Below are 20,844 nucleotides of genomic sequence, written 5' to 3' on the forward strand. Positions count from 1 at the left end.
CGCCGCCGCCCCCCGGCCGTCCGGTCACAGTTCGGTGGCCTGGTGCGCGGTGAGGCCGTACTGGGAGGCGATCGGGTTCCACAGCCCCGAGGCCGTCTTCTTGGCCTGCGTCGCCTCGCCGCTCGCCCGCTCGGCCGCCCCGACCCGGGGCGTACGGCGGGCCTTGCCCTTGGGGCAGCCCCTCTTGCCGCCGACCTGATCGGCCCAGGCCGCGTACTCGTTGTCGGCCCTGGCCGAGGACTTCCACGCCTTGGTGAGAGCCGCGGTCAGCCGCGCGTTGTCGGGCAGCTTGTCCACGGACAGCTTGCCCAGCCGGGTCACCAGGCCATTGCGCTGGCCCGCGGCCGTCCGCAGATCCGATGCCGCCGTGGACAGGTCCTTGCAGGACTTGATGTTGTCCACGGCCTTGATCACCGACGCGCGGCTGTTGTTGCTGTCGGCGAGCAGCGCGTCCAGCGCCTTCGCCTGCGGCTCGGCGGGGTCGGCGGATGTGGACGGCTCCTCTTCCCCGGCGCTCGGCGAGGAGCTGCTCAGGGTGGAGTTGTCCTTCTTGTCGTCGTCCCCGCCCATGCTGAGCGCGGCTCCGGCGGCGAGCCCGGCGATGCCGCAGCCCGCCACCACGATGCCGATGAGCATGCCCCGCGACATCCGGCGCCGCCCACCACCACCACCGCCACCACCGGACGGCGGCGACGGCTGCGGAACGTCCTGGGCGAACTGCGGAAGCTGCTGGGTCTCGTCGGCGCCGCCGCCGTCACGGAACAGGCCGTCGAACTCCGAGGGCGGCGGCCGGTCCCCGGGACGGCCGGGACGGATCGCGTACGGGGCGCTGCCGGGCCGCTCCGGGACGTTCGCCGCGGACGCGGGCACGGGTGCGTTCGGCGCGGGTGCGGGCGGCGTGGGCGGAAGTACCGCGGTCTCTTCCGCGGCGGCCTGCTGGCGGTGGGCGCCCCGGTGGCCAGGGCGGACGGCGCGCAGCTGGGTGGTGGACTCGGCGGGGGACTCGGGCCGGTTCTCGGGCGGCAGCGGCGCGCTCTTGACCGTGGCGAGCGTGGTGGTGGGGGTGTCCAGAGGCGGCGGGGCCTCACCCGGGACCGGGGGTATGACCTGGGTCGCGTCGGCGTCCCCGGCGGGCTGCGGCGGCAGTACCTGGGTCTCGTCCGCGGCCTGATACGGCGGCTGAGCCGGTCTCTGGGGGGCTGACCATCCTTGCTGCCGGCCGTAAGGCTGTCCCTCGGGCGCCCCGTAAGGCTGTCCCTCGGGCGCCCCGTACGACCCGCCGGGCGCCCCGTAAGACCCGCCGGGCGCCCCGTAAGACCCGTCGGGCGCCCCGTAAGGCTGCCCCTCGGGCGGCCGTCCGTACGTCTGCCCCTCGGGAGGCCCGTAAGACTGCGCCCCGGGCGGCCCCCCGTAGGTCTGTCCCTCAGGCGGCCCGTAAGGCTGTCCCTCGGGAGACAGCGGCGCACCGAACTCCCCCTGCGGCGGCAGTTCCGGAGCGCTCTGCGGCCCCCAAGGCTGCCCCCATGCCTGTCCCCCGGCCGGGGCCGCCTGGTGGCCGTCCGAGGGCTTGTAGTCCCCCTGGGCGGGCAGCACAACCCCCTCGCGCACAGGCTGCGCGGGCGGGACCGCGGGAAGCCGCGGCTCATTCCCCTGACCGCTCTGTGTCACCGGGACTCCTTGGTTATACGGGACTACGGAATCGTCGGCTCACGCTACCGGTTCCCCAGACGGCTCGGTGCCCATGAGCCCATGGGGACGGCGAGAGACTGGTCACCGCGACAGGGGGCACACCGCCGCGATCAGGGGCGATATGAATCCCACCCGTACCTCCGGTCATCACAAGGCAACGCGCACCCCAACACGCACCTCCAACGCACGCACCTCATCACACCCACCAACACCAGACGCACCAGCGGCCACAACGCGACGCACCCCATAGCTCCCGCACCCCACGAGGCCCCACAACATCTCCGAGCCCAGCGGAAATCTCGGGCGACCGTCTCAGGCGACCTGCATCTGCAGCCGCGTCCCGAACTCCCGCACCACCGGCTCGTCCCGATACGGCTCCAACCGCTGCTGGAAGTCGTCCAGATACTCCGCCCCCCGGTTGGACCGCAGCGCGCCCAGCAGATCCACCGCCTGGGTGCCGACATGGCACGCCTGCTCCACGTCGCGCTGCTGCACATGCGCGGTGGCCAGCAGCAGCAGCCCGATCGCCCGCCGCCGCACGCGCCCCTCCGGAAGCCCCTCCAGTGCCTCCTCGGCGCGCCGCCGGGCCTGTTCGGCCTGGCCCAGGTCGCGGTGACAGTGGGCCAGCTCATCGGCGAGATAGGAGTGGTCGAAGTGGCGGATCCAGATGGGGTCGTCACCCGTGACGGAGCCCGAACCGCTCCCCACCGCCCGCTCCAACGCGTCCAGCGCGCGCCCGGCCGCGGACTGGCAGGCCCGCGCGTCCCCCATCAGGGCGTGGCCGCGCGCCTCGGCCGCCAGGAACATCGATTCGGCGCGCGGCGGCACCTGGCCGCGGGCGCCCTCCTGCGCTGCCTTCGCCAACTGGGCGATCTCCCGGGGATTCCCGAGCTGGGCGGCGAGATGGCTCATGCTGGCGGCGAGCACATACCCGCCGTAACCCCGGTCCCCGGCGGCCTGGGCGAGCCGCAGCGCCTGGATGTAATAGCGCTGGGCGAGACCGGACTGCCCGGTGTCGACCGCCATATAGCCCGCCAGCTCCGTCAACCGAGCGACGGCCGCGAAGAGTTCACGGCCGACCGCCTCGGTGTACGAGCCGGCCAGCAGCCCGGAGACCACACTGTTCAGATAGTGGACGACGACGGGGCGCACATGTCCGCTGCCGTAGCGGTGGTCCAGGTCGACGAGGGCGTCCGTGGTGGCCCGCACCGCCGCGACGTCCGAACGCCCCACCCGGGCACCCGCGGTGCGCGCGACCTGGGTGTCCGCACCGGTGATCAGCCAGTCGCGGCTCGGCTCGACCAGCGCGGAGGCGGCGACCGTCGAACCGCTGAGGAAGTCGCGGCGCCCCACATCGCTGCGCCACAGCTCGCAGACCTGCTCTATCGCGCCGAGGACGGTGGGCGAGAACTGCAGACCGACCCCGGAGGCAAGGTTTTTGCCGTTGGCCATGCCGATCTCGTCGATCGTGACCGTACGGCCCAGCTTGCGGCCGAGCGCCTCGGCGATGATGCCCGGCGCCCGGCCCCGGGGCTGCTGGCCACGCAGCCAACGGGCCACCGATGTCTTGTCGTACCGAAGATCGAGACCGTGCTCGGCGCCGCACATATTGACCCTGCGCGCCAACCCGGCGTTGGAGCATCCGGCTTCCTGGATGAGCGCCTGCAGCCGTTCGTTCGGCTGCCGCGCCACAAGCGGCCTAGCGGCCATGGCGTTACCCCCTGTGACTGCTTGCGTTCTCGGCGTATCCGTCTCTGTTGCTGAGTGATGCCCCGCAGATATCGCAGGTATACGGCGAATGCGGAACTTGCCCGTATTGACCGCATCGACCGCATCGTTCGCGCACGGCGCCGATACGAGTCCGGGACCGCCCTCCCCCTGGCGCCGCGGCATGGCCGCCGGACACTCGCACGCCTGTCACGCATGGTGGTTACCCGCTTACAGAGCCGCAACCCCACACGCGCCCCCGACTGTGCACCCATGCGCCCCGCCGTGCCGTCCCCGCGCACCCCGGGCCCCCGGCGGCCCGCCCGTGCGAGGGTCCGGCCGTAACCCCCGTTGACGGCGGAAGTTGTCCTTGCGTGGAAGAGACCATGGACGTGACAGGACCATCGCGGTTCCCCGCGGGAACCTCGCAGATCCCTCAGCAGCGCGGGGAGCGGCTGCGCGACGCGGCGGTGCGATATGCCGAGGAGCGGCATTGGGACGTGCTCTCCGGCGCCTGGCTGGAGACCGTGGACGGAGTGGAGCGCTGCTCCTGCGGAAGCGCCGACTGCCCGGCCCCCGGCGCCCATCCGACCGGCCGGGACTGGGTGAACCAGGCCACGGGCAGCGCGGTCGTGGTCCGCCGTATGTGGGCCAGGACGCCGCGCGCCTCCATCCTGCTGCCCACCGGCCGCACCTTCGACGCACTCGACGTACCGGAGTCGGCGGGCTGTCTGGCGCTCGCGCGCATGGAGCGCCGCCAGGTCGAGCTGGGTCCGGTCACCTGCACCCCCGGGCGCAGGATGCTCTTCTTCGTCCTCCCGGGCGCCGCCGCCAAGGTCCCCGACCTGGTGCGAAATCTGGGCTGGCCGCCGAACGCGATCGACCTGACCGCGCGCGGCGAGGGCGACTACGTGGTCGCGCCCCCGACCCGAGTGGGCCTGCGCGGCCCGATCCAGTGGGCCCGGCGGCCCACCGCCGCCAACCGCTGGCTGCCCGACGCCCAGGAGCTGGTGAGCGCCCTCGCCTACGCCTGCGGCCGCGAGCGCCGTTGAACGCCCCCGGGCCGCTCACACATCGGGCCGTAGGCACCCCGCACCGCTGACGCCCTGCGCCGCCGGCCCCGGGCCGCTGACACCCCGGAGCGGTCCCCAGGTCAGCCCCTATCGTGGAGCGACGGACGGGGGCGTCACGACCGGCCCCCGCGTGACTCGTCCCACAGGAAAACGGGGGAAGCCGGTGCCTCAGGAGCAATCAGCAGCCAGCACGGAGCCGACCAGGGCCGCGGCCGTGCGGGTGAGCGGCCTGTGGAAGCGCTACGGAGAGCAGATCGCGGTCGCGGGGATCGATCTGGAGCTGCCCGCCGGGCAGTTCATCGGTCTCGTCGGGCCCAATGGCGCCGGTAAGACCACCACGCTTTCGATGATCACCGGCCTGCTGCGGCCCGACTCGGGGACCGTGGAGATCGGCGGGCACGACGTCTGGCGGGACCCGGCCGAGATCAAGGCGCGGATCGGGGTGCTGCCGGAGGGACTGCGGCTGTTCGAGCGGCTCTCCGGCCGGGAGCTGCTCACCTACACCGGGCGGCTGCGCGGGCTGCCCGGTGACGAGGTCGACAAGCGCGCCACCCAGTTGCTGGACGTCCTGGATCTCGCGGGCTCCCAGAACAAGCTGGTCATCGACTACTCCACCGGTATGCGGAAGAAGATCGGACTGGCCGCCGCGCTGCTCCACAACCCGGAAGTCCTCTTCCTCGACGAGCCCTTCGAGGGGGTCGACCCGGTCTCCGCCCAGACCATCCGCGGGGTTCTGGAGCGCTACACCCACTCCGGCGCCACCGTCGTCTTCTCCAGCCATGTCATGGAGCTGGTGGAGTCGCTGTGCGACTGGGTCGCGGTGATCGCGAGCGGCCGGATCCGGGCCCATGGCCCGCTGGCCGAGGTGCGGGGCGACGCACCCTCCCTGCAGAACGCCTTCCTGGAGCTGGTCGGCGCCAATCGGCGCGAGGCGGGCCAGAGCCTCGACTGGCTGGGCGGCGGCGCCCGATGACGCTCACCGACCCGCTCGACGCCAAGGGCCCGCTCGGCACCGCCGCGCCCGCGCCGCCCGCCGTCCCCACCGTCTCCCCCACCCCCGTCTTCGTCTCCCTGAAGCTGGCGCTGCTGCGCAACGGGCTGCGCCAGTCCAGCGGTCGGCGGGCCGCGTATATCACCTCGCTGGTGCTGGCCATGCTGTTCGCCGTGTTGCAGCTGCTCGGTCTGGTGCTGCTGCGCGACACGAACCACGTCGACGCGCTGGTCACGCTGCTGACGGCGGTGCTCGCGCTCGGCTGGGCGGTGATGCCGCTGTTCTTCCCCGGCGGTGACGAAACCCTCGACCCGACCCGGCTGGTGATGCTGCCGCTGCGGCCGCGCTCGCTGATCATCGCGCTGCTGGTGTCCTCGCTGATCGGCATCGGCCCGCTGTTCACCCTGACCCTGGCGGCCGGTTCGGCCGTCGCCGTCGCGCACGGGGCGGCGGCCGCGGTGGCGGCGGTGGTGGCCGTCGTGCTGACGGTGCTGGTGTGCGTGGCGCTGGCCCGCGCCGTCGCCACGGCCAACACCCGCCTCCTCACCAGCCGTAAGGGCCGCGACCTAGCGGTGCTCAGCGGTCTGTTCGTGGCCATCGGCGCCCAGTTCGTGAACCTCGGGGCCCAGCAGCTCGGCGGTAAGAACGGCCTGGCCGTGCTGGAACCGGCCGCGCAGGTGCTGCGCTGGGTGCCGCCCGCGGCGGCGGTCGACGCCGTCCAGGGCGTCAGCGACGGCTCCTACGGGGTCGCGGCGGCCCAGTTCGCGCTGACCATAGGGGCGCTGGCGGTGCTGATGTGGTGGTGGAGGGGCACCCTCACCCACCTGATGACCACCCCGGACGCCTCCACGCTCCAGGCGGCGGCACCGCGCGAGCGGCGGGGCTCCGGCGCGGCCGACACCCCGGACGCCTCGGGCCCGTTCGCCCGGCTGCTGCCCGCCGGCCGCAGCGGCACGGCGCTGCTGCGGACGCTGCGCTATGCCGTACGGGACCCCAAGACCAAGTCGGCATGGGTCACCTCGCTGGGCGTCGGCCTGCTGGTGCCCTTCGTCACGGCGGTCCAGGGCAATGGCTCGATCTACTGGGCCTGCTGGGCGTCGGGGATGCTCGGCATGCTGATGTACAACCAGTTCGGCCAGGACTCCTCCGCCTTCTGGATGGTCGCCCAGACGATCTCCTCGCGCCGTGACGCCTATCTGGAGCTGCGGGGCCGCGCCCTGGCGCTCCTCCTGGTCGCGGTGCCGTATGTGGCGGTGGCGGTGCTCGGCTCCGCCGCCCTCCAGAAGAACTGGCCGGCCGCCCCCGAGGCGCTCGGGATCGCCCTGGCGCTGCTCGGCTCGATGCTGGCCACCGGCTCCGTGACCTCCGTGCTGGCCCCGTACTCCATTCCGCAGGACAGCGGCTACAAGAACGTCGTCCCGGCGCAGGCGGGGATCGCCTGGCTCAGCATCCTCGGCGGGATGATCGTGGGCGCCGTACTGTGCGCACCGGTGCTGGGCCTGACGATCTGGCTGCATGTCTCCGGAGCGCACGGCTGGCTGTGGGTGGTGTTCCCGCTGGGCGCGGTGTACGGCGCGGCGCTCGCGGAGACCGGCCTGCGCGTGGCGGCGCCGCGGGTCGCGGCGCGGCTGCCGGAGATCCTGGCGGCGGTCAGCAAGGGGTGAGCCCCGGGCACGCAGCGCATCGGCGGGGCCGGGGCCTCAACCCGGATACGGGCAGCGGGGCCGGGGACTCACCCGGCCCCGCCGATGCGTGGTGGTGTCGCACGAACCGCCCGCACCTCAACTGCCGTAACGTTCCGGCTAGTCGAGGTACTTGCTGTACACCCAGCCTCTGGTCCCGGGCCGGATTCCGGTCGTCGTCCGCCTCAGGATCTTTCCGTAGGACCAGCTCTTCTCAAAGCCCCGGGTGCGGCAGAAGTACCGGAAGGAATCCCCCCGGTAAAGCGTCCCTATAGCGCGGTACCGCTTTCCCGGTCCGGCACGGAATCTCGCCCCACTGGTGGAGACCTTGAAATTGACGTCCGGGGAATTGAACTGACACGCCGATGACCCCACCGCCGACGCCGTTGGCGCCAGGGCCACGGAACCGCCCAGCATCAGCGCCGCCACGAGCACGACCATCGAGGCTTTACGTTGGATCTTCACGCAACCACCCCCCGTGATCGGTTAATTCACTGCATGATCGGTTAATTCACTGCGCGCCGATGAGCGTAGCACCCGTCAATCCGGAAGCTCATGCCCCGGTAAAGCCCCGACGGCCCCGCGGCGAGTCGGCGGTCTACCGGTGTACCTGACAACAAGTTGAAAGCCGAAGGGAATTGTCAGCCGAGTGCGTCCGAGGTGAGCCCCGCCGCATCCGTGTGGCCCGACAGCGCCATCGTCAGCTCGAACTCGGCCAGCAGGGAGCGGATCACATGCTCCACCCCCGGCTGCCCGTCCAGCCCCAGCCCATACGCGTACGGCCGTCCCAACAGCACCGCGCGGGCGCCGAGGGCGAGCGCCTTGAACACATCGTCACCGGTGCGCACCCCGCTGTCGAAGAGCACCGCGAGCCGGTCGCCGACCGCCGCCACCACCCCCGGCAGCGCGTCGGCCGCCCCGATGGAGCCGCCCACCTGGCGGCCGCCGTGGTTGGACACCACGACGCCGTCCATCCCCGCCGCCTCCGCGCGCCGGGCATCGTCGGGGTGCAGCACCCCCTTGAGCACGATCGGGCCGTCCCAGTGCTCACGCAGAAACGCCAGGTCCTCCCAGGTCTTCCCGGGGTCGCCGAACATCTGCACAAAGTGCAGCACCGCGGCGTCCCGGTCCTCGTGCACCGGCTTGGCGAGCCCGGCCTGGAACGCCGGATCGGTGAAGTAGTTGGCGGTTCCCACCCCGCGCAGAAACGGCAGATACGCCTGGTCGAGATCGCGCGGCCGCCAGGCCAGCAGCGGGGTGTCCAGGGTCACCACAAGGGCCGTGAAACCGCACGTCCTCGCCCGGTCCAGAAAACTCCTGGTGACCTCGCGGTCCTTGCCCCAGTAGAGCTGAAACCACCGCTCGCCGTCCCCCATCGCCTCCGCCACCCGCTCCATCGGCGTACTGGACGCCGAGGACAGGATGAACGGCACGCCCTGCGCCGCCGCGGCCCGCGCCGCCGCGCACTCGGCGTCCGGGTGCATGATCGACAGCACGCCGATCGGCGCGAGCGCGAGCGGCGCGGGCAGCCGGGTGCCGAGCAGCTCGACCGACAGATTCCGCCGCCGTACGTCACGGAGCATCCGCGGCACGATCCGATGCCGGTCCAGCGCCGCCCGGTTGGCCCGCTCGGTGCTGCCGTTGCCCGCGCTGCCCGCGACATAGCCCACCGGCCCGGGCCCCAGCCGGGCCTCGGCCAGCTCCTCGAGCCGGGTCAGATCGGCGGGCAGCCGGGGAACGGCGCCGGTCATCCCGTTCAGATAGATCTCGTACTGAAATGCCGCCCAGTCCCTGCCGGGTTCCGGATCCGTGATGTCGCCGCCGATCATGTGCTTCCCTTCACCTGTTCATTACTGGTCAATTTCCCATTGCCGCGAGGGAGTAGAGGACTCGTAGGATCAACGAACCGTCGGTCGCGTTCAAGGGATCACACCGGAACGCTACGGAGACAGTTCCCGCATTGGAGTTCCACCGTGCCGCTGACCAAGACAACATGGCTGCGGGTCGGCGCGCCCGTCGCCGTACTGGCTCTCGCCCTGACCGCGTGCGGACCATTCGGGGAAAAGGGCGATACATCCGAGAACGCACGGCATACGTCCCGCTCGGAGGCCGCCGGCGGAGATCAGGGTGGGGCGCAGACGGTGGGGATGCGGTCAAAGGGTGGGGTGTTCTGGCCGGGTCAGACCGGCACGCGTGCGTTCAAGGAGGACACCGGGGTCGAGCCCACCTACCGGATCGCCGCGCAGAAGGTCGACATCGGCACGGCGGACGAGGCGAAGGCGCTGGTGCCGGACCCGGCGGACGCCAAGGGCCTGGTGCCCGCGGTCGCCTCTGTGAAGTACACCCATCTGCGCGGGGCCACGGTGAGGGAGTATCCGCGGGTCGGGGACTACGCGGAGGTGTACGCGGACGGCCGGCGGGGAGCGAAGGTCGTGGGCGATGCCGGACAGCCCAAGGGCTGCGCGGACCCGGACGAGATCAAGGACTGGAAGAACGGGCAGAGCTATCTGCTCTGCACCACCTTCCTGATTCCCGCGCGGGCCAGGGAGGTCGAGGTCATGTGGACGGAGATCGGCGGGGAGCCCTTCACCTGGGCGTTCTGAACCGGGGGTCGCGTCGTCGTCAGACGGGGAGGGCCGAGGCCAGGAAGGGCTCCACGGCGCGGCGCCAGCCGTCCGGCTGGTCGTAGTGGACCAAATGGCCCGCGTCCACCACCTCCGCATACTGCCCGCGGGGCAGGACGCGGACCATCTCCTGCGCCTCCGCGCGGCCCAGCTGGCCGTCCAGCCCGCGGACGACCAGGGTGGGGCACTCGACCAGGGCGAGCTCTTCCCAATGGGCGTCTTGGATCCAGGTCTCACGGGCCTTCAGCATCTGGCGGCAGGAGAAGGCCGGGCGCCAGCCGTCCGAACGCTCGGCCATGACCTCGGCGAAGAAATCACCCCGGGCCGGATTCGGCCGCTCCAGCGTCGGATCGTCCTCGCCGAACCACTTGCGCACATCGGCGAGCGTCGCGAACGGCACCGGCCAGGAGCGGAACCACTCGGCCCACTCGCGCTGTGAGGCGGCGCCGAGGGCGGAGGCGCGCATATCGCAGATGACCAGCGCCCGGACCAGATCGGGGCGGCGGGCCGCGAGCTGCCAGGCGGTGAGGGCGCCCATGGCATGGCCGATCAGGGTCACGGGGGCGAGACCGAGCTGCTCCACGGCCGCCTCGGCGTCGTCCACATAGGTGGAGCGGTCGAACGGCCCCTCGGCCGGCTTGTCGCTGCGGCCATGGCCGCGCTGGTCGAGGGCGACCGCCCGATGGCGGGTGGAGAGCCAGCGGGCCGTCTCCGCCCAGTGGGCCGCCCGGCCCAGCAGCCCATGGAGCAACAGCACTCCGGGACCCCGCGCTCCCTCGCGGCCAGCGCCTGCCTTGGGCGGATCGGTGAACTCCCAGGCGGCGAGCCGCACGCCGCCGGTCCCGCTCACCTCGATGCGTCGCACCATGTGGTCTGGCACCTCCAGCCCTCTCTCGAACACCCTCACAGTATCGAACTCGTATTCGAACACGGTGCTGTTACGGCCAACACCCCTCGTTCGAGTGACCACCGTCAGGGATTGATCGTCTGTGCCATGGGGAGACAGATAGCGGGAGGCGGACTGCTCGGGGAAGGGAGTCCGCGGGGGACGACCCTGAGAGCTCGGGGCTCCGGGTCACCAGGGCTCCGGGTCGCACCGGCCGCGTTCGCGCGGTCCGTGCGGCCCGGGGTCCAGCGGGGGGACATGGGGAAGCGGGGCCCCGGCACCTGACGGCACCGGGGCCCTCGCAGAAGATCTCCCCCTCGGCGGCACAGCCTCTCGGGCCCACCGCGGCCCCCTCCCCTGACGGCCTGAGCGTCAGCGACAGCGTCGCACGCGTCGGCCCCGCCCGCTCGGTTTCTTTCGACTCCGGTTTCGGGAAAATCCGTCGTCGCAGGTCGTGACGGCCGAATCGACTGAACGGGGTGTATCGGTCAGCGTGTCGAAGCGCGTGAGGATGTGCGGGGGTGTACGCGCGAGGCGTTGGGCAGCCGGGCCCCCGGGCCAGGAGCGGACCGGGCCAGGAGCGGACCGGGGCGGGGCGTCCGCGCGCCGGGGGTCGGGGCGGTCGGGTCGGGGGGATCTGTGGGGGCCCGGGGGCGGGGAGTCGGGGAGTCGGCGATCAGGGTCTGGAACAGGGCAGGGGGCGGAAATCAGGATGCGAGAAGCTCGCGCCCGGCCCGGGTCAGCGTCTGACCACGAAGACCGGGGTCAGCGCCTGACCACGAGGACCGCAGTCGGCGCCTGACCACGAGGACCGCGGTCAGCGCTTGGCCACGAAGACATGCGAGGCGATCTCCGCCTCCAGCTCCGCCGCCTCACCGCTGCTGCCGACCAGCACCCCGCCCGGCGACTCCGTGACGCTCACCACGGAGCCCGGCTGCACCCCGGCCCGCCGCAGCGTGTACATCACCTGGGCGTCGGCCTGGATGGGCTCGCCGATCCGGCGCACCACCACCGTCTTGCCCTCCGCGCCGGGCTCCAGCTCCCGCAGGCTCACCATGGACTCGTCCAGGAACGGATCGGCCTCGGCCTTCTCGCCCAGCTCCTCCAGGCCCGGAATCGGGTTGCCGTAAGGCGACTCGGTCGGATGGCGGAGCAGCTCCAGCACGCGCCGCTCCACCGCCTCACTCATCACATGCTCCCAGCGGCACGCCTCGGCGTGGACCTGCTCCCACTCCAGCCCGATCACATCGACGAGCAGGCACTCGGCGAGCCGGTGCTTGCGCATCACCCGCGTGGCCAGCCGGCGGCCCTCCTCGGTCAGCTCCAGATGACGGTCGCCCGCGACCGTGACCAGCCCGTCGCGCTCCATTCGCGCCACCGTCTGGCTGACCGTCGGGCCGCTCTGCTCGAGCCGCTCCGCGATCCGGGCGCGCATGGGGACCACGCCCTCCTCCTCGAGCTCGAGGATGGTGCGGAGATACATCTCCGTGGTGTCGATCAGTCCGGACATGCGTGCCCCTCGAAGTGTCGTGCGGTGGCCCTCAGCCAATTCTGACGCATCCCGCCGACAACGGGGCCGAGACGGCCTCTTCCGCCGCAAGGGACCGGGCTGCTATTGACAGCGTCATGATCGGAAACCCCCACAGGGAAGGCGACGCGTTGATGAACGAGTCCAAACCGGCCGGGCAATTCTTCGACGCGGCCATCGGCCTGCTGCGGCAGGTGCGGGACGAGGAGGGCGAGCATATCGCCGCGGCGGGCGCCCTGATCGCCGATACGGTCGCCGCGGGCGGCCGCCTCTTCGCGTTCGGCGCCGGGCACTCCTCCCTGCCCGCGCAGGACGTCGTCTACCGCGCGGGCGGGCTGGCGCTGATGAACCTGCTGCCGGTGCCGGGGGTGGTGGGCGTGGACGTCATCCCCGCCACCCTCGGCAGCGCGCTGGAACGCGTCGACGGACTCGCCACCACCGTCCTCGACAGCAGTCCGCTCCGGGCCGGGGACCTGCTGATCGTGATCTCGCTGTCCGGGCGCAACGCCCTGCCCGTGGAGATGGCGATGAGCGCGCGGGAGCGCGGTGTCAGGGTGATCGGGGTGACCTCGGTCGGCTACGCGACCGGCACGACCTCGCGCAACTCCTCCGGTGGCTTCCTGAAGGACCAGTGCGATCTGGTCATCGACAACAAGATCGCGATCGGCGACGCGGAGCTCACGGTGGACGGCGTCGGCGCGCCCTTCGCCCCCGCGTCCACCGTCGTGACGAGCGCGATCATGCAGTCCATGGTGGCGGCCGGGGTCGCGGAGCTGGCCGAGCGGGGGGTCGAGCCGCCCATGCTGAGGTCGGGGAACGTGGACGGCGGGCATGAGTGGAACCGCAAGGTGATGACCGAATACGGGGACCGGATCTTCTACCGAAGGTGAGACCCCGGCGCGGCGCCTCCCGGCCCGGGGCTTCACGGGCCGGGGCGTCAGCGGCGGCCTGCGGCCAGGTCCACGGAGGCTGCGACCCGGGCCGCGACGTCCTCCGCGTACGCCGCGTCCGTACGGTCGAAGGCCCGGCGGCTGGAGGTGCGCAGGAAGGTGACCACGCCGAGGGTGCGGCCGCGGCTGCGCAGCACCGCGCACAGGCCGTGCACCGTGCCCTCCGGCCATTTGCGGACCGCCGCCCACTGGGCCGCCGCCGGCTCGTCCGAGCGTCTCGTGCTCGCCCGTACCGAACCGCAGCGGTCGACCGCCTGGAGCGCCGGATGGCCCTCCGGATAGCCCAGCGGGATGCCGCCCGGGACGACGGGCGGGCAGGGGCCGGGGGCGCCGACGGGGGTGGCCGCCGCCCGGACGAGTCGGACCCGGTCCGCCGGGGCGCCCGGCGGCGGGTCCAGGACCAGGTCGATCAGGGCGTGATCGGCGAAGCCCGCCAGCGCGAAGTCCAGATGGACCGAGGCCGCCTCCATCGGGTCCTCGCATTCGGCCGCCGCCCGCGCCGCCCGGTGCAGCTGGTTGCCCCGGAAGCGCATCCGGGCGCTCTCCTGCTCCTGGCTCTTCGCCTCCGTCACATCCTGGAAGATCCAGGCCACGCCGAGCGGCGTCGGCTCCTCGGTGAGCGGTGAGGCCAGCCGCAGGAAGCCGCTGCGCCAGCAGCGGCGCCGGGCCGCAGCGCCGGCCTCGCCGCGGTCGACGCCGCCCTCACCGCGCACCGCCTCGTCGTCGTCGAGCAGTTCGTAGCGCACGCCGTCCGCGCCCTCGATGCCGTCCGCCGCGTCGGCGTCCCGCAGCGTCACCCACAGCTCGGTGGGCGCCGGGGGCGCGCCCTCCGCCAGGACGTGCTGCAGCGCGGCCTCCGCCTCCTCGACGCCCTGGTCCAGGAAGTCGCCCAGCGGCCGGCCGGGCGCGGCCTTACGGGCCGTACGCAGCGCGCCCGCCGCACTGGCGTTGACGACGGCCACGCGTAGATCGGCGTCGACCAGGACCACGTTCCACGACGCGTCCTCCAGCAGCGCCTCGCTCAGCGCGATCGACCGCTCCAGGTCGACCTGCGCATGCACCTCGCTGAAGGCGCAGTACACCCCGGCCGGGCGGCCGTCCGCGCCCGCCACCGCAGAGGACTGCGTACGGACCAGGACCCGGCCGCCGTCCTTGGTCAGCAGCGCGAACTCGTGCACCCGGCGTCCCGTGGTGCCCATGGCCTCCGTAAGGCGTGCGTCGACGTCCCGTGCGTCCCCTGGGCGGGCGGCCCAGCCGCCCAGCCCCTTGCGGCCGACCGCCTCCGCCGCCGTCCAGCCGAGGATGCGCTCGGCCTCGTGGTTCCAGTGGGTCACCGTGCCGTCGGCGTCGAACGCGCACAGGGCTGCGTCCATCCCCTCGAGCAGCGCGGCGAGTAGTTCGGAGTCGGGCCGCTCGGGCCCGTCCGGGCATTCGGGCCGGACGGACGCCGACGCGGCGGCGCCCGCCTGTCCGGGGACCCCCCGCGAGGAGCGGGCGGAACGCGCCGGCCCTGCGGGTTCGGAACGTGGTGAAGCGCTCACCTGACACCCCTTGCTCGACGTGGCTGTCTGTTGTGGGGCACGTCGGACATTGAACTCGAACGTGACACGCGCCACACCGCATTCGTCGAAATCGTTGCCACACGGAAATTCGCTTGTGTGTGGCAGGAGGCGGTTCTTAGGCTTGCGGTACACGAGAAGGGAGGTGGTTCGGCAGATGTATGAAATCCGGACGCGTGAGGTGACTGCGGGCTAGCAGTCCGTCGTCGCGCTCTGCGCATCGCCGGACTGGCGCACGAAAGAGGTGCGCAGCCGGCCAATCCCATGCAGTCACCCGACCCGCGGGTCGCCGGTACGTCCGACCGGCCCCCTTCCGCCTCAGGGCGTCAGGGGTAAAGACCCGCGGGTTGTCCGCGTTTTCGGGGCTCTTCACGGGCCCAGGGCTCTTCACGGGCCCAGGGCTCTTCACGGGCCCAGGGCTCTTCACGGGCCCAGGGCTCTTCGCGGGGACCCAGAGCTCTTCAGGGGCCTCAGGGGCTTGTTCTCAGCAGTCCCCCTTGTTCTCAGCAGCCTCAGCGGCCTGCCTGTTCTCGGCGGCCTTACGGTCCGCACCGACCCGAGCGCCGCCCTTACGGGTACAGCCGCTCCACCCGCCAGCCCTCCCCATCGGGCAGCCGGACGTACCGCAGCCGGTCGTGCAGCCGGTTCTCCCGGCCCTGCCAGAACTCCACCGCCTCCGGCACCACCCGGAACCCGCCCCACTCCGGCGGCACCGGCACCTGCTCCCCCGGCGGATAGCGGTCCGCCAGCTCCTCGTACGAGCGGTCCAGCTCCTCCCGCGAGCCCACCACCGAGGACTGCGTGCTCGCCCACGCCCCGAGCTGCGAGCCGTGCGGCCGGGTCCGGAAGTACGCCGCCGTCTCGTCCCGTCCGGTGCGCCGCGCGGTGCCCGTGACGATCACCTGCCGGGCGATGGGATGCCAGGGGAAGAGCAGCGCGACATGCGGGTTCTCGCCCAGCTCCCGGCCCTTGCGGGAGCCGTAGTTGGTGTAGAAGACGAAGCCGCGCTCGTCGAAGCTCTTCATCAGGACGGTGCGGGAGCTGGGGCGGCCCGCCGCGTCGGCCGTCGAGACGATCATGGCGTTCGGTTCGAAGAGCCCGCTGCCGACCGCGTCCTCGAACCACCGGGTGAACTGCCGGAACGGATCACCCGCGAGGTCCGCCTCGTCGAAGCCGGCCGCGCGGTAGTGCTCGCGCATGGCGGCCGGGTCGTACGTACGCGCGGAGGAAGCCGAGGGCTCCGAGTCAACGTGAGGCACGGGCATATCTTGCAACATCATCGGTCCTTCGCACGGGCTGCCCCGGAAGAGCGATCTCCCTCCCCCGCCCCACCGCCCCGTAACCCTCCCGCGACGCGCACCGCATGTGCCGCTTCTCACGCTTCCCCGTGGCGAGCCCACGCACCAGACTGAGGCTGACCATGCGCCTTCGGCGCCTGGCAGGCACCACCCCCCGTGTTCTGGAGGTCACTCCCCGCCGCGGTTGGGTGACCACTACCCGCACGGGGCACATCACCGGAGTGACCGGTACGGACCGCGAGCCGTGTCAGGCGGCCGCGTAACCGTTCCGGCACCGCCGTCGTCCGCAGCATGAGGAGCCGCCTGATGTCCGACTTCGTACCCGGACTCGAAGGAGTCGTCGCGTTCGAGACGGAGATCGCCGAACCCGACAAGGAAGGCGGCGCGCTGCGCTACCGAGGCGTGGACATCGAGGACCTGGTGGGCCATGTCTCCTTCGGGAACGTGTGGGGTCTGCTGGTCGACGGTGCCTTCAACCCGGGGCTGCCGGCCGCCGAGCCGTTCCCCATCCCGGTCCACTCCGGGGACGTCCGGGTCGATGTCCAGTCCGCGCTGGCCATGCTTGCGCCCGTCTGGGGCCTCAAACCGCTGCTGGACATCGACGCGGAGCAGGCCCGTGAGGACCTGGCGCGCGCGGCCGTGATGGCCCTTTCCTACGTCGCCCAGTCGGCCCGCGGCCAGGGGAAGCCGATGGTGCCGCAGCGGGAGATCGACAAGGCCGGGACCATCGTGGAGCGCTTCATGCGGCGCTGGCGCGGTGAGCCGGACCCCAAGCATGTCGCCGCCGTCGACGCGTACTGGACCTCGGCCGCCGAGCACGGGATGAACGCCTCCACCTTCACCGCCCGCGTCATCGCCTCCACCGGCGCCGATGTCGCCGCCGCGCTCTCCGGCGCGGTGGGCGCCATGTCGGGGCCGCTGCACGGCGGCGCGCCCTCCCGGGTGCTCGGCATGATCGAGGAGATCGAGCGCACCGGGGACGCCACCGGCTACGTCCGTCAGGCCCTCGACCGGGGCGAGCGGCTGATGGGCTTCGGCCACCGCGTCTACCGCGCCGAGGACCCTCGGGCGCGGGTGCTGCGGCGCACCGCGAAGGAGCTGGGCGCACCGCGCTTCGAGGTCGCCGAGGCGCTGGAGCGGGCCGCCCTGGACGAGCTGCACAACCGGCGGCCGGACCGGGTGCTGGCCACGAACGTGGAGTTCTGGGCGGCCATCGTGCTGGACTTCGCCGAGGTCCCGGCGCCCATGTTCACCTCGATGTTCACCTGCGCCCGCACGGCGGGCTGGAGCGCGCACATCCTGGAGCAGAAGCGGACCGGCCGTCTGGTGCGGCCGTCGGCCCAGTACGTCGGCCCCGGCACGCGCAGCCCGCACGAGATCGACGGGTACGGGGAGACCAAGCGGTAGCTCGGGCGGCAAGGGGTGGCTCCGGGGCCGAGCCGTGGCCCAGGAGCCGAGCCGTGGCTCAGGACGCGGCCGGGGAAGGGCGGCCCGGGTCCTGCGGGGCCAGGATCGTCTCCAGGACCCTCGACCACTGGGCCACCACCCGCTTCCGGCGGTGGCCGTCGTCCGTCAGGAGGTTGGCCAGGCCCAGGCCGCGTCCCATGTCGAGCAGGCCCTGGACGGCCTCCCGGACGCCCGGCACCGACTCATCGGCGCCCAGCAGCTCCACCGCCATCCGATGGGTCTCACGGCCGATCTTCGCCTCCAGGGCGGTCACCCGGGCGCCCAGCTGCTCCTCGTACGAGGCCGCCACCCACAGCTGGAGCGCGGCCCGGAAGAGCGGGCCGGTGTAGAGGGTGATCAGGGCGTCGACCACCGTGTGGACGCGGCCCTCCCCGTGCGGGGTGGGGAGCGCACGCAGCTCGGCCGAGCGCTCCTCGGCGACATGCTCGACGGCGGCCGTGAAGAGGTCCTCACGCGTCGGGAAGTGGTGCTGGGCCGCGCCCCGCGACACCCCGGCCCGCTCGGCGACCACCGCGACCGTGGACCCTGCCCAGCCGCGCTCGGCGAGGCAGGCCACGGCGGCTTCCAGCAACCGCCTGCGGGTCGCGCGGCTGCGGTCCTGCTTGGGGTCGCGCAGTGCCGTACGGGGGGTCATCGGGACGCCTCCGCGGCCCCGGCGTTGCCCGCGGTCTGAGCGTCCGGCCCCGCGTCGCCCGCCGTCTCCCGCACCCACACCGGCTCGCGCCGCTCCAGGAACGCCGTCATGCCCTCCCGGGCCTCCTCGGAGGCGAAGAGCCGGGCCGACAGCGCGGCCAGCGGTTCACCGTCCCGGTCGAAGGCGCGCAGCACATCGGCGGTCACCAGCCGCTTGGACTCGGCGAGGCCCTGAGGGGAGCCCCGGCGCAGCCCGTCGAGGACGGGCGCCAGCGCCTCGTCCCCGTCGCCCTCCGGGTCCGCGATCGTCACCAGCCCGATCCGGGCCGCCTCGGCGGCGTCGAACCGCTCACCCGTGAGGTAGTAGCGGGCCGCCGCGCGCCGGTCCAGCCGGGGCAGCAGCGGCATCGATATGACGGCCGGGGCGAGGCCGAGCCGCGCCTCGGTGAAGGCGAAGCTGGCGCCGCGCCCGGCCGCCGAGATGTCACAGGCTCCGAGCAGCCCCAGCCCACCGGCCCGCACATGTCCGGTGACGCGTGCGACGACCGGCTTGGGCAGCTCCACGATCGACCGCAACAGCGCCACCAGTCCGGCCGCCCCGGACGCCGAGGGCGGTTCGCTCAGATCCGCGCCCGCGCAGAAGGTGGTGCCGGTGTGGGTGAGCAGCACCGCCCGGACGCGGTCGTCCCGCCCGGCCGCCGCCAGCGCCTCGCGCAACTCGGCGACCAGGCGCGTCGAGAGGGCGTTGCGGTTGTGCGGCGAGTCCAGGGTGAGGGTGGTGATACCGCGCGCGGAGGCGGACCGGACGAGGGGCATTCGCACCCCGGACGTGGTGGGGCCTCCGGTCGCGGGACCTCCAGTCGGCGGGACATCCTCGGTCGTGGGGCCGTCGGTCAGCGGGCCATCGGTCGTGGGGCCGTCGGTCATGGGGTGGTCGAACTCCTTTCCCTGGCGCGCAGTTCACGCCTCAGGATCTTGCCGGTGGCCGAGCGGGGCACGGTCTCCGTGAACTCCACGCGGCGCACCTTCTTGTACGGGGCCACCTGTCCGGCAACGTACGCGATCAGGTCGTCCTCCGAGATCCGGGTCCCGGGCCGGCGCACCACATACGCCTTGGGGATCTCGTTGCCCGCCCCGTCCGTCACCCCGATCACGGCGGCGTCGGCGACGGCCTCATGGGCGAGCAGCACGGCCTCCAGGTCGGCCGGGGCGACCTGATAGCCCTTGTACTTGATCAACTCCTTCACCCGGTCCACCACATACAGCCAGCCGTCCGCGTCCACATGCCCGACGTCGCCGGTGTGCAGCCAGCCCTCGGCGTCGATCAGCGCGTCGGTGTCCTCGGGGCGGCCCAGATAGCCCTTCATCACCTGCGGTCCGCGGATGACGATCTCGCCGTCCTCACCCATGGCCAGGTCCTCGCCGGTGTCCGGGGCCACGATGCGCATCTCGGTGCTCGGAAGCAGCTTTCCGACCGTCCCCGGTGGTGCGTTCTTCGCATCGCGCGGCACCAGATGGCAGCCCGGCGACAGCTCCGTCATCCCGAACGCCTGCAGCAGCGGCGGTACGCCGAGCCGCCGGGCGCACGCCTCCGCGAGCCGGGCGTCCAGCGGGGCCGCCGCGCTCAGCACGTACCGCACCGACGACAGGTCATGGCCGTCCACCGCCGGATGCTTGGCGAGCGCGAGCACGATCGGCGGGGCCACATAGAGCGCCTGGGCCCGGTGCTTCTCGATGGCGGCGAGGAAGGTGTCGAGTTCGAAACGGGGCAGCACGATCACCGTGCCGCCGTTGCGGAGCGGTGCGTTCATGAGCGCCGTAAGGCCGTAGCTGTGGAAGAACGGCAGGACGGCCAGCACCCGCTCCCCCGGTTGGTTGGGGACCAGCGTCTCCACCTGCGCCAGGTTGGTGGAGACGTTGCGGTGAGTGAGCATCACGCCCTTGGGGGTGCCGGTGGTGCCCGAGGAGTACGGCAGCACCGCGATGTCCTCGGCCGGGTCGATCTCCACCACCGGTTCGGGCGCGGTGCTCCTCATCATGGAGCGCAGCGAACGATGGCCGCTCGCCTCGTCGCAGACGAAGATCTCCCGTACCCCGCCCGCCCGTTCGGCGGCCTGCCGGGCCACGCCCAGCAGCGCCGAGACGGTGATGACCCAGGACGCGGCCGCGTCCCGGAGCTGCTTGGCGAACTCCTCCGGCGTCGCCAGCGGATGCACCGTGGTGACCGCGGCCCCGGTGCGGGTCGCGCCGTAGAAGGCCGGTGGGTACATGATCGAGTTGGGGCTGTGCAGGGCCACCACATCGCCCTTGCGCACCCCCGCCTCGGCCAGCGCGGCCCCGATCCGGCGCGAGGCGCGATCCAGCGCGGCATAGCTCAGGGCCGCCCCGGTCACGCCGTCCACCAGCGCGGTCAGGTCGCCGAACTCATCGGCCGCGCGGGCCAGTACGGCGTCGTGGATGGGCAGATCGACAGGCGGGACATCGGGATACTCGCTGCGCAGCACCATGGCCGTTCCCCTCAGCTCTGATGGACCTACCTGTCCGTTCTGCCCAACTCGTGAGGCCGGTACGACGCCGTCCGGTACGGCGCCCGTAAGGCCGGCACGGTGCCCGTAAGGCCGGCACGGTGCCCGTAAGGCCGGCACGGCGCCTCCGGCCCGCCCCCCCCGTTATCTTCTTCGCGGTCCTGCAAGAGGACCGCTGGCCTCCGGGCCCGGCATGACTGTTCCCCCCTGTCGCAGGGATGACCTGGGGGGT

At 72.4% G+C, this 20,844-nt stretch carries 17 protein-coding genes; 6 read left to right on the forward strand and 11 right to left on the reverse strand.

Annotated features, from left to right (window positions below; genetic code table 11):
- Positions 1–24 precede the first annotated feature (24 nt).
- Together ACFYOY_RS45555 and ACFYOY_RS45560 are read right to left on the reverse strand one after the other, a co-directional pair.
- On the reverse strand, positions 25–1,668 hold the full coding sequence (locus ACFYOY_RS45555; protein ID WP_388593802.1) for a hypothetical protein: 1,644 nt from the start codon (positions 1,666–1,668) through the stop codon (positions 25–27).
- A gap of 333 nt (positions 1,669–2,001) precedes the next feature.
- Positions 2,002–3,399, reverse strand: coding sequence for a transcriptional regulator (locus ACFYOY_RS45560; RefSeq protein WP_351881469.1), 1,398 nt, complete (start codon positions 3,397–3,399; stop codon positions 2,002–2,004).
- Positions 3,400–3,782: 383 nt separating this feature from the next.
- Between ACFYOY_RS45560 and ACFYOY_RS45565 the strand changes: the two genes are divergently transcribed.
- The 3 genes from ACFYOY_RS45565 to ACFYOY_RS45575 all read left to right on the forward strand — a co-directional run bounded on the left by ACFYOY_RS45565 (position 3,783) and on the right by ACFYOY_RS45575 (position 7,124).
- Complete coding sequence (locus ACFYOY_RS45565) at positions 3,783–4,448, forward strand: bifunctional DNA primase/polymerase (protein ID WP_351881472.1); 666 nt, start codon at positions 3,783–3,785, stop codon at positions 4,446–4,448.
- A gap of 184 nt (positions 4,449–4,632) precedes the next feature.
- Entirely contained in the window at positions 4,633–5,442 is an 810-nt protein-coding gene (locus ACFYOY_RS45570) for an ABC transporter ATP-binding protein (protein ID WP_351881475.1), read from the forward strand.
- On the forward strand, positions 5,439–7,124 hold the full coding sequence (locus tag ACFYOY_RS45575; RefSeq protein ID WP_351881478.1) for a transporter: 1,686 nt from the start codon (positions 5,439–5,441) through the stop codon (positions 7,122–7,124). Before ACFYOY_RS45570 ends, ACFYOY_RS45575 begins: the two co-directional genes overlap by 4 nt.
- A gap of 138 nt (positions 7,125–7,262) precedes the next feature.
- Here ACFYOY_RS45575 and ACFYOY_RS45580 read toward each other — a convergent pair whose 3' ends face one another.
- Both ACFYOY_RS45580 and ACFYOY_RS45585 read right to left on the reverse strand, forming a co-directional pair.
- Positions 7,263–7,607, reverse strand: coding sequence for an SH3 domain-containing protein (locus tag ACFYOY_RS45580; protein WP_351881481.1), 345 nt, complete (start codon positions 7,605–7,607; stop codon positions 7,263–7,265).
- 176 nt (positions 7,608–7,783) lie between these two features.
- The gene (locus tag ACFYOY_RS45585; protein WP_351881484.1) at positions 7,784–8,971 is read right to left on the reverse strand and encodes a lactate 2-monooxygenase; all 1,188 of its coding nucleotides are present in this window, start codon (positions 8,969–8,971) and stop codon (positions 7,784–7,786) included.
- 144 nt (positions 8,972–9,115) lie between these two features.
- Between ACFYOY_RS45585 and ACFYOY_RS45590 the strand changes: the two genes are divergently transcribed.
- Positions 9,116–9,745 (forward strand): hypothetical protein, encoded by a 630-nt coding sequence (locus ACFYOY_RS45590; RefSeq protein ID WP_351881487.1) that lies wholly within the window; start codon positions 9,116–9,118, stop codon positions 9,743–9,745.
- A gap of 19 nt (positions 9,746–9,764) precedes the next feature.
- Here ACFYOY_RS45590 and ACFYOY_RS45595 read toward each other — a convergent pair whose 3' ends face one another.
- Positions 9,765–10,634: an alpha/beta hydrolase gene (locus tag ACFYOY_RS45595; RefSeq protein WP_351881490.1), complete on the reverse strand. Its 870-nt coding sequence runs from the start codon at positions 10,632–10,634 to the stop codon at positions 9,765–9,767.
- Between the two features lie 835 nt (positions 10,635–11,469).
- Entirely contained in the window at positions 11,470–12,162 is a 693-nt protein-coding gene (locus ACFYOY_RS45600) for a metal-dependent transcriptional regulator (RefSeq protein WP_059143620.1), read from the reverse strand.
- A gap of 152 nt (positions 12,163–12,314) precedes the next feature.
- Here ACFYOY_RS45600 and ACFYOY_RS45605 point away from each other — a divergent pair, with 152 nt between their 5' ends.
- Positions 12,315–13,070, forward strand: coding sequence for an SIS domain-containing protein (locus ACFYOY_RS45605; RefSeq protein WP_351881493.1), 756 nt, complete (start codon positions 12,315–12,317; stop codon positions 13,068–13,070).
- 47 nt (positions 13,071–13,117) lie between these two features.
- Here the strand turns inward: ACFYOY_RS45605 and ACFYOY_RS45610 are convergent, their stop codons facing one another.
- Complete coding sequence (locus tag ACFYOY_RS45610) at positions 13,118–14,671, reverse strand: PAS domain-containing protein (RefSeq protein ID WP_351881496.1); 1,554 nt, start codon at positions 14,669–14,671, stop codon at positions 13,118–13,120.
- A gap of 587 nt (positions 14,672–15,258) precedes the next feature.
- Positions 15,259–15,954: a pyridoxamine 5'-phosphate oxidase gene (gene pdxH / locus ACFYOY_RS45615; RefSeq protein ID WP_351881499.1), complete on the reverse strand. Its 696-nt coding sequence runs from the start codon at positions 15,952–15,954 to the stop codon at positions 15,259–15,261.
- A gap of 339 nt (positions 15,955–16,293) precedes the next feature.
- On the opposite strand from pdxH, the gene ACFYOY_RS45620 reads away from it, so the two are divergent.
- On the forward strand, positions 16,294–17,394 hold the full coding sequence (locus ACFYOY_RS45620) for a citrate synthase 2 (protein WP_351881502.1): 1,101 nt from the start codon (positions 16,294–16,296) through the stop codon (positions 17,392–17,394).
- 58 nt (positions 17,395–17,452) lie between these two features.
- Here the strand turns inward: ACFYOY_RS45620 and ACFYOY_RS45625 are convergent, their stop codons facing one another.
- From ACFYOY_RS45625 to ACFYOY_RS45635, 3 genes are all read right to left on the reverse strand, one after another.
- The gene (locus ACFYOY_RS45625) at positions 17,453–18,088 is read right to left on the reverse strand and encodes a TetR/AcrR family transcriptional regulator (RefSeq protein ID WP_351881505.1); all 636 of its coding nucleotides are present in this window, start codon (positions 18,086–18,088) and stop codon (positions 17,453–17,455) included.
- Positions 18,085–18,903, reverse strand: a complete 819-nt coding sequence (locus ACFYOY_RS45630) for an enoyl-CoA hydratase family protein (protein WP_388593813.1) — start codon at positions 18,901–18,903, stop codon at positions 18,085–18,087. The genes ACFYOY_RS45625 and ACFYOY_RS45630 overlap by 4 nt, the downstream gene beginning before the upstream one ends.
- A 107-nt stretch (positions 18,904–19,010) precedes the next feature.
- Complete coding sequence (locus ACFYOY_RS45635; RefSeq protein ID WP_351881508.1) at positions 19,011–20,594, reverse strand: 4-coumarate--CoA ligase family protein; 1,584 nt, start codon at positions 20,592–20,594, stop codon at positions 19,011–19,013.
- Positions 20,595–20,844 lie beyond the last annotated feature (250 nt).

Source organism: Streptomyces sp. NPDC007875 (genome assembly GCF_042868035.1).
GTDB lineage: Bacteria > Actinomycetota > Actinomycetes > Streptomycetales > Streptomycetaceae > Streptomyces > Streptomyces antimycoticus.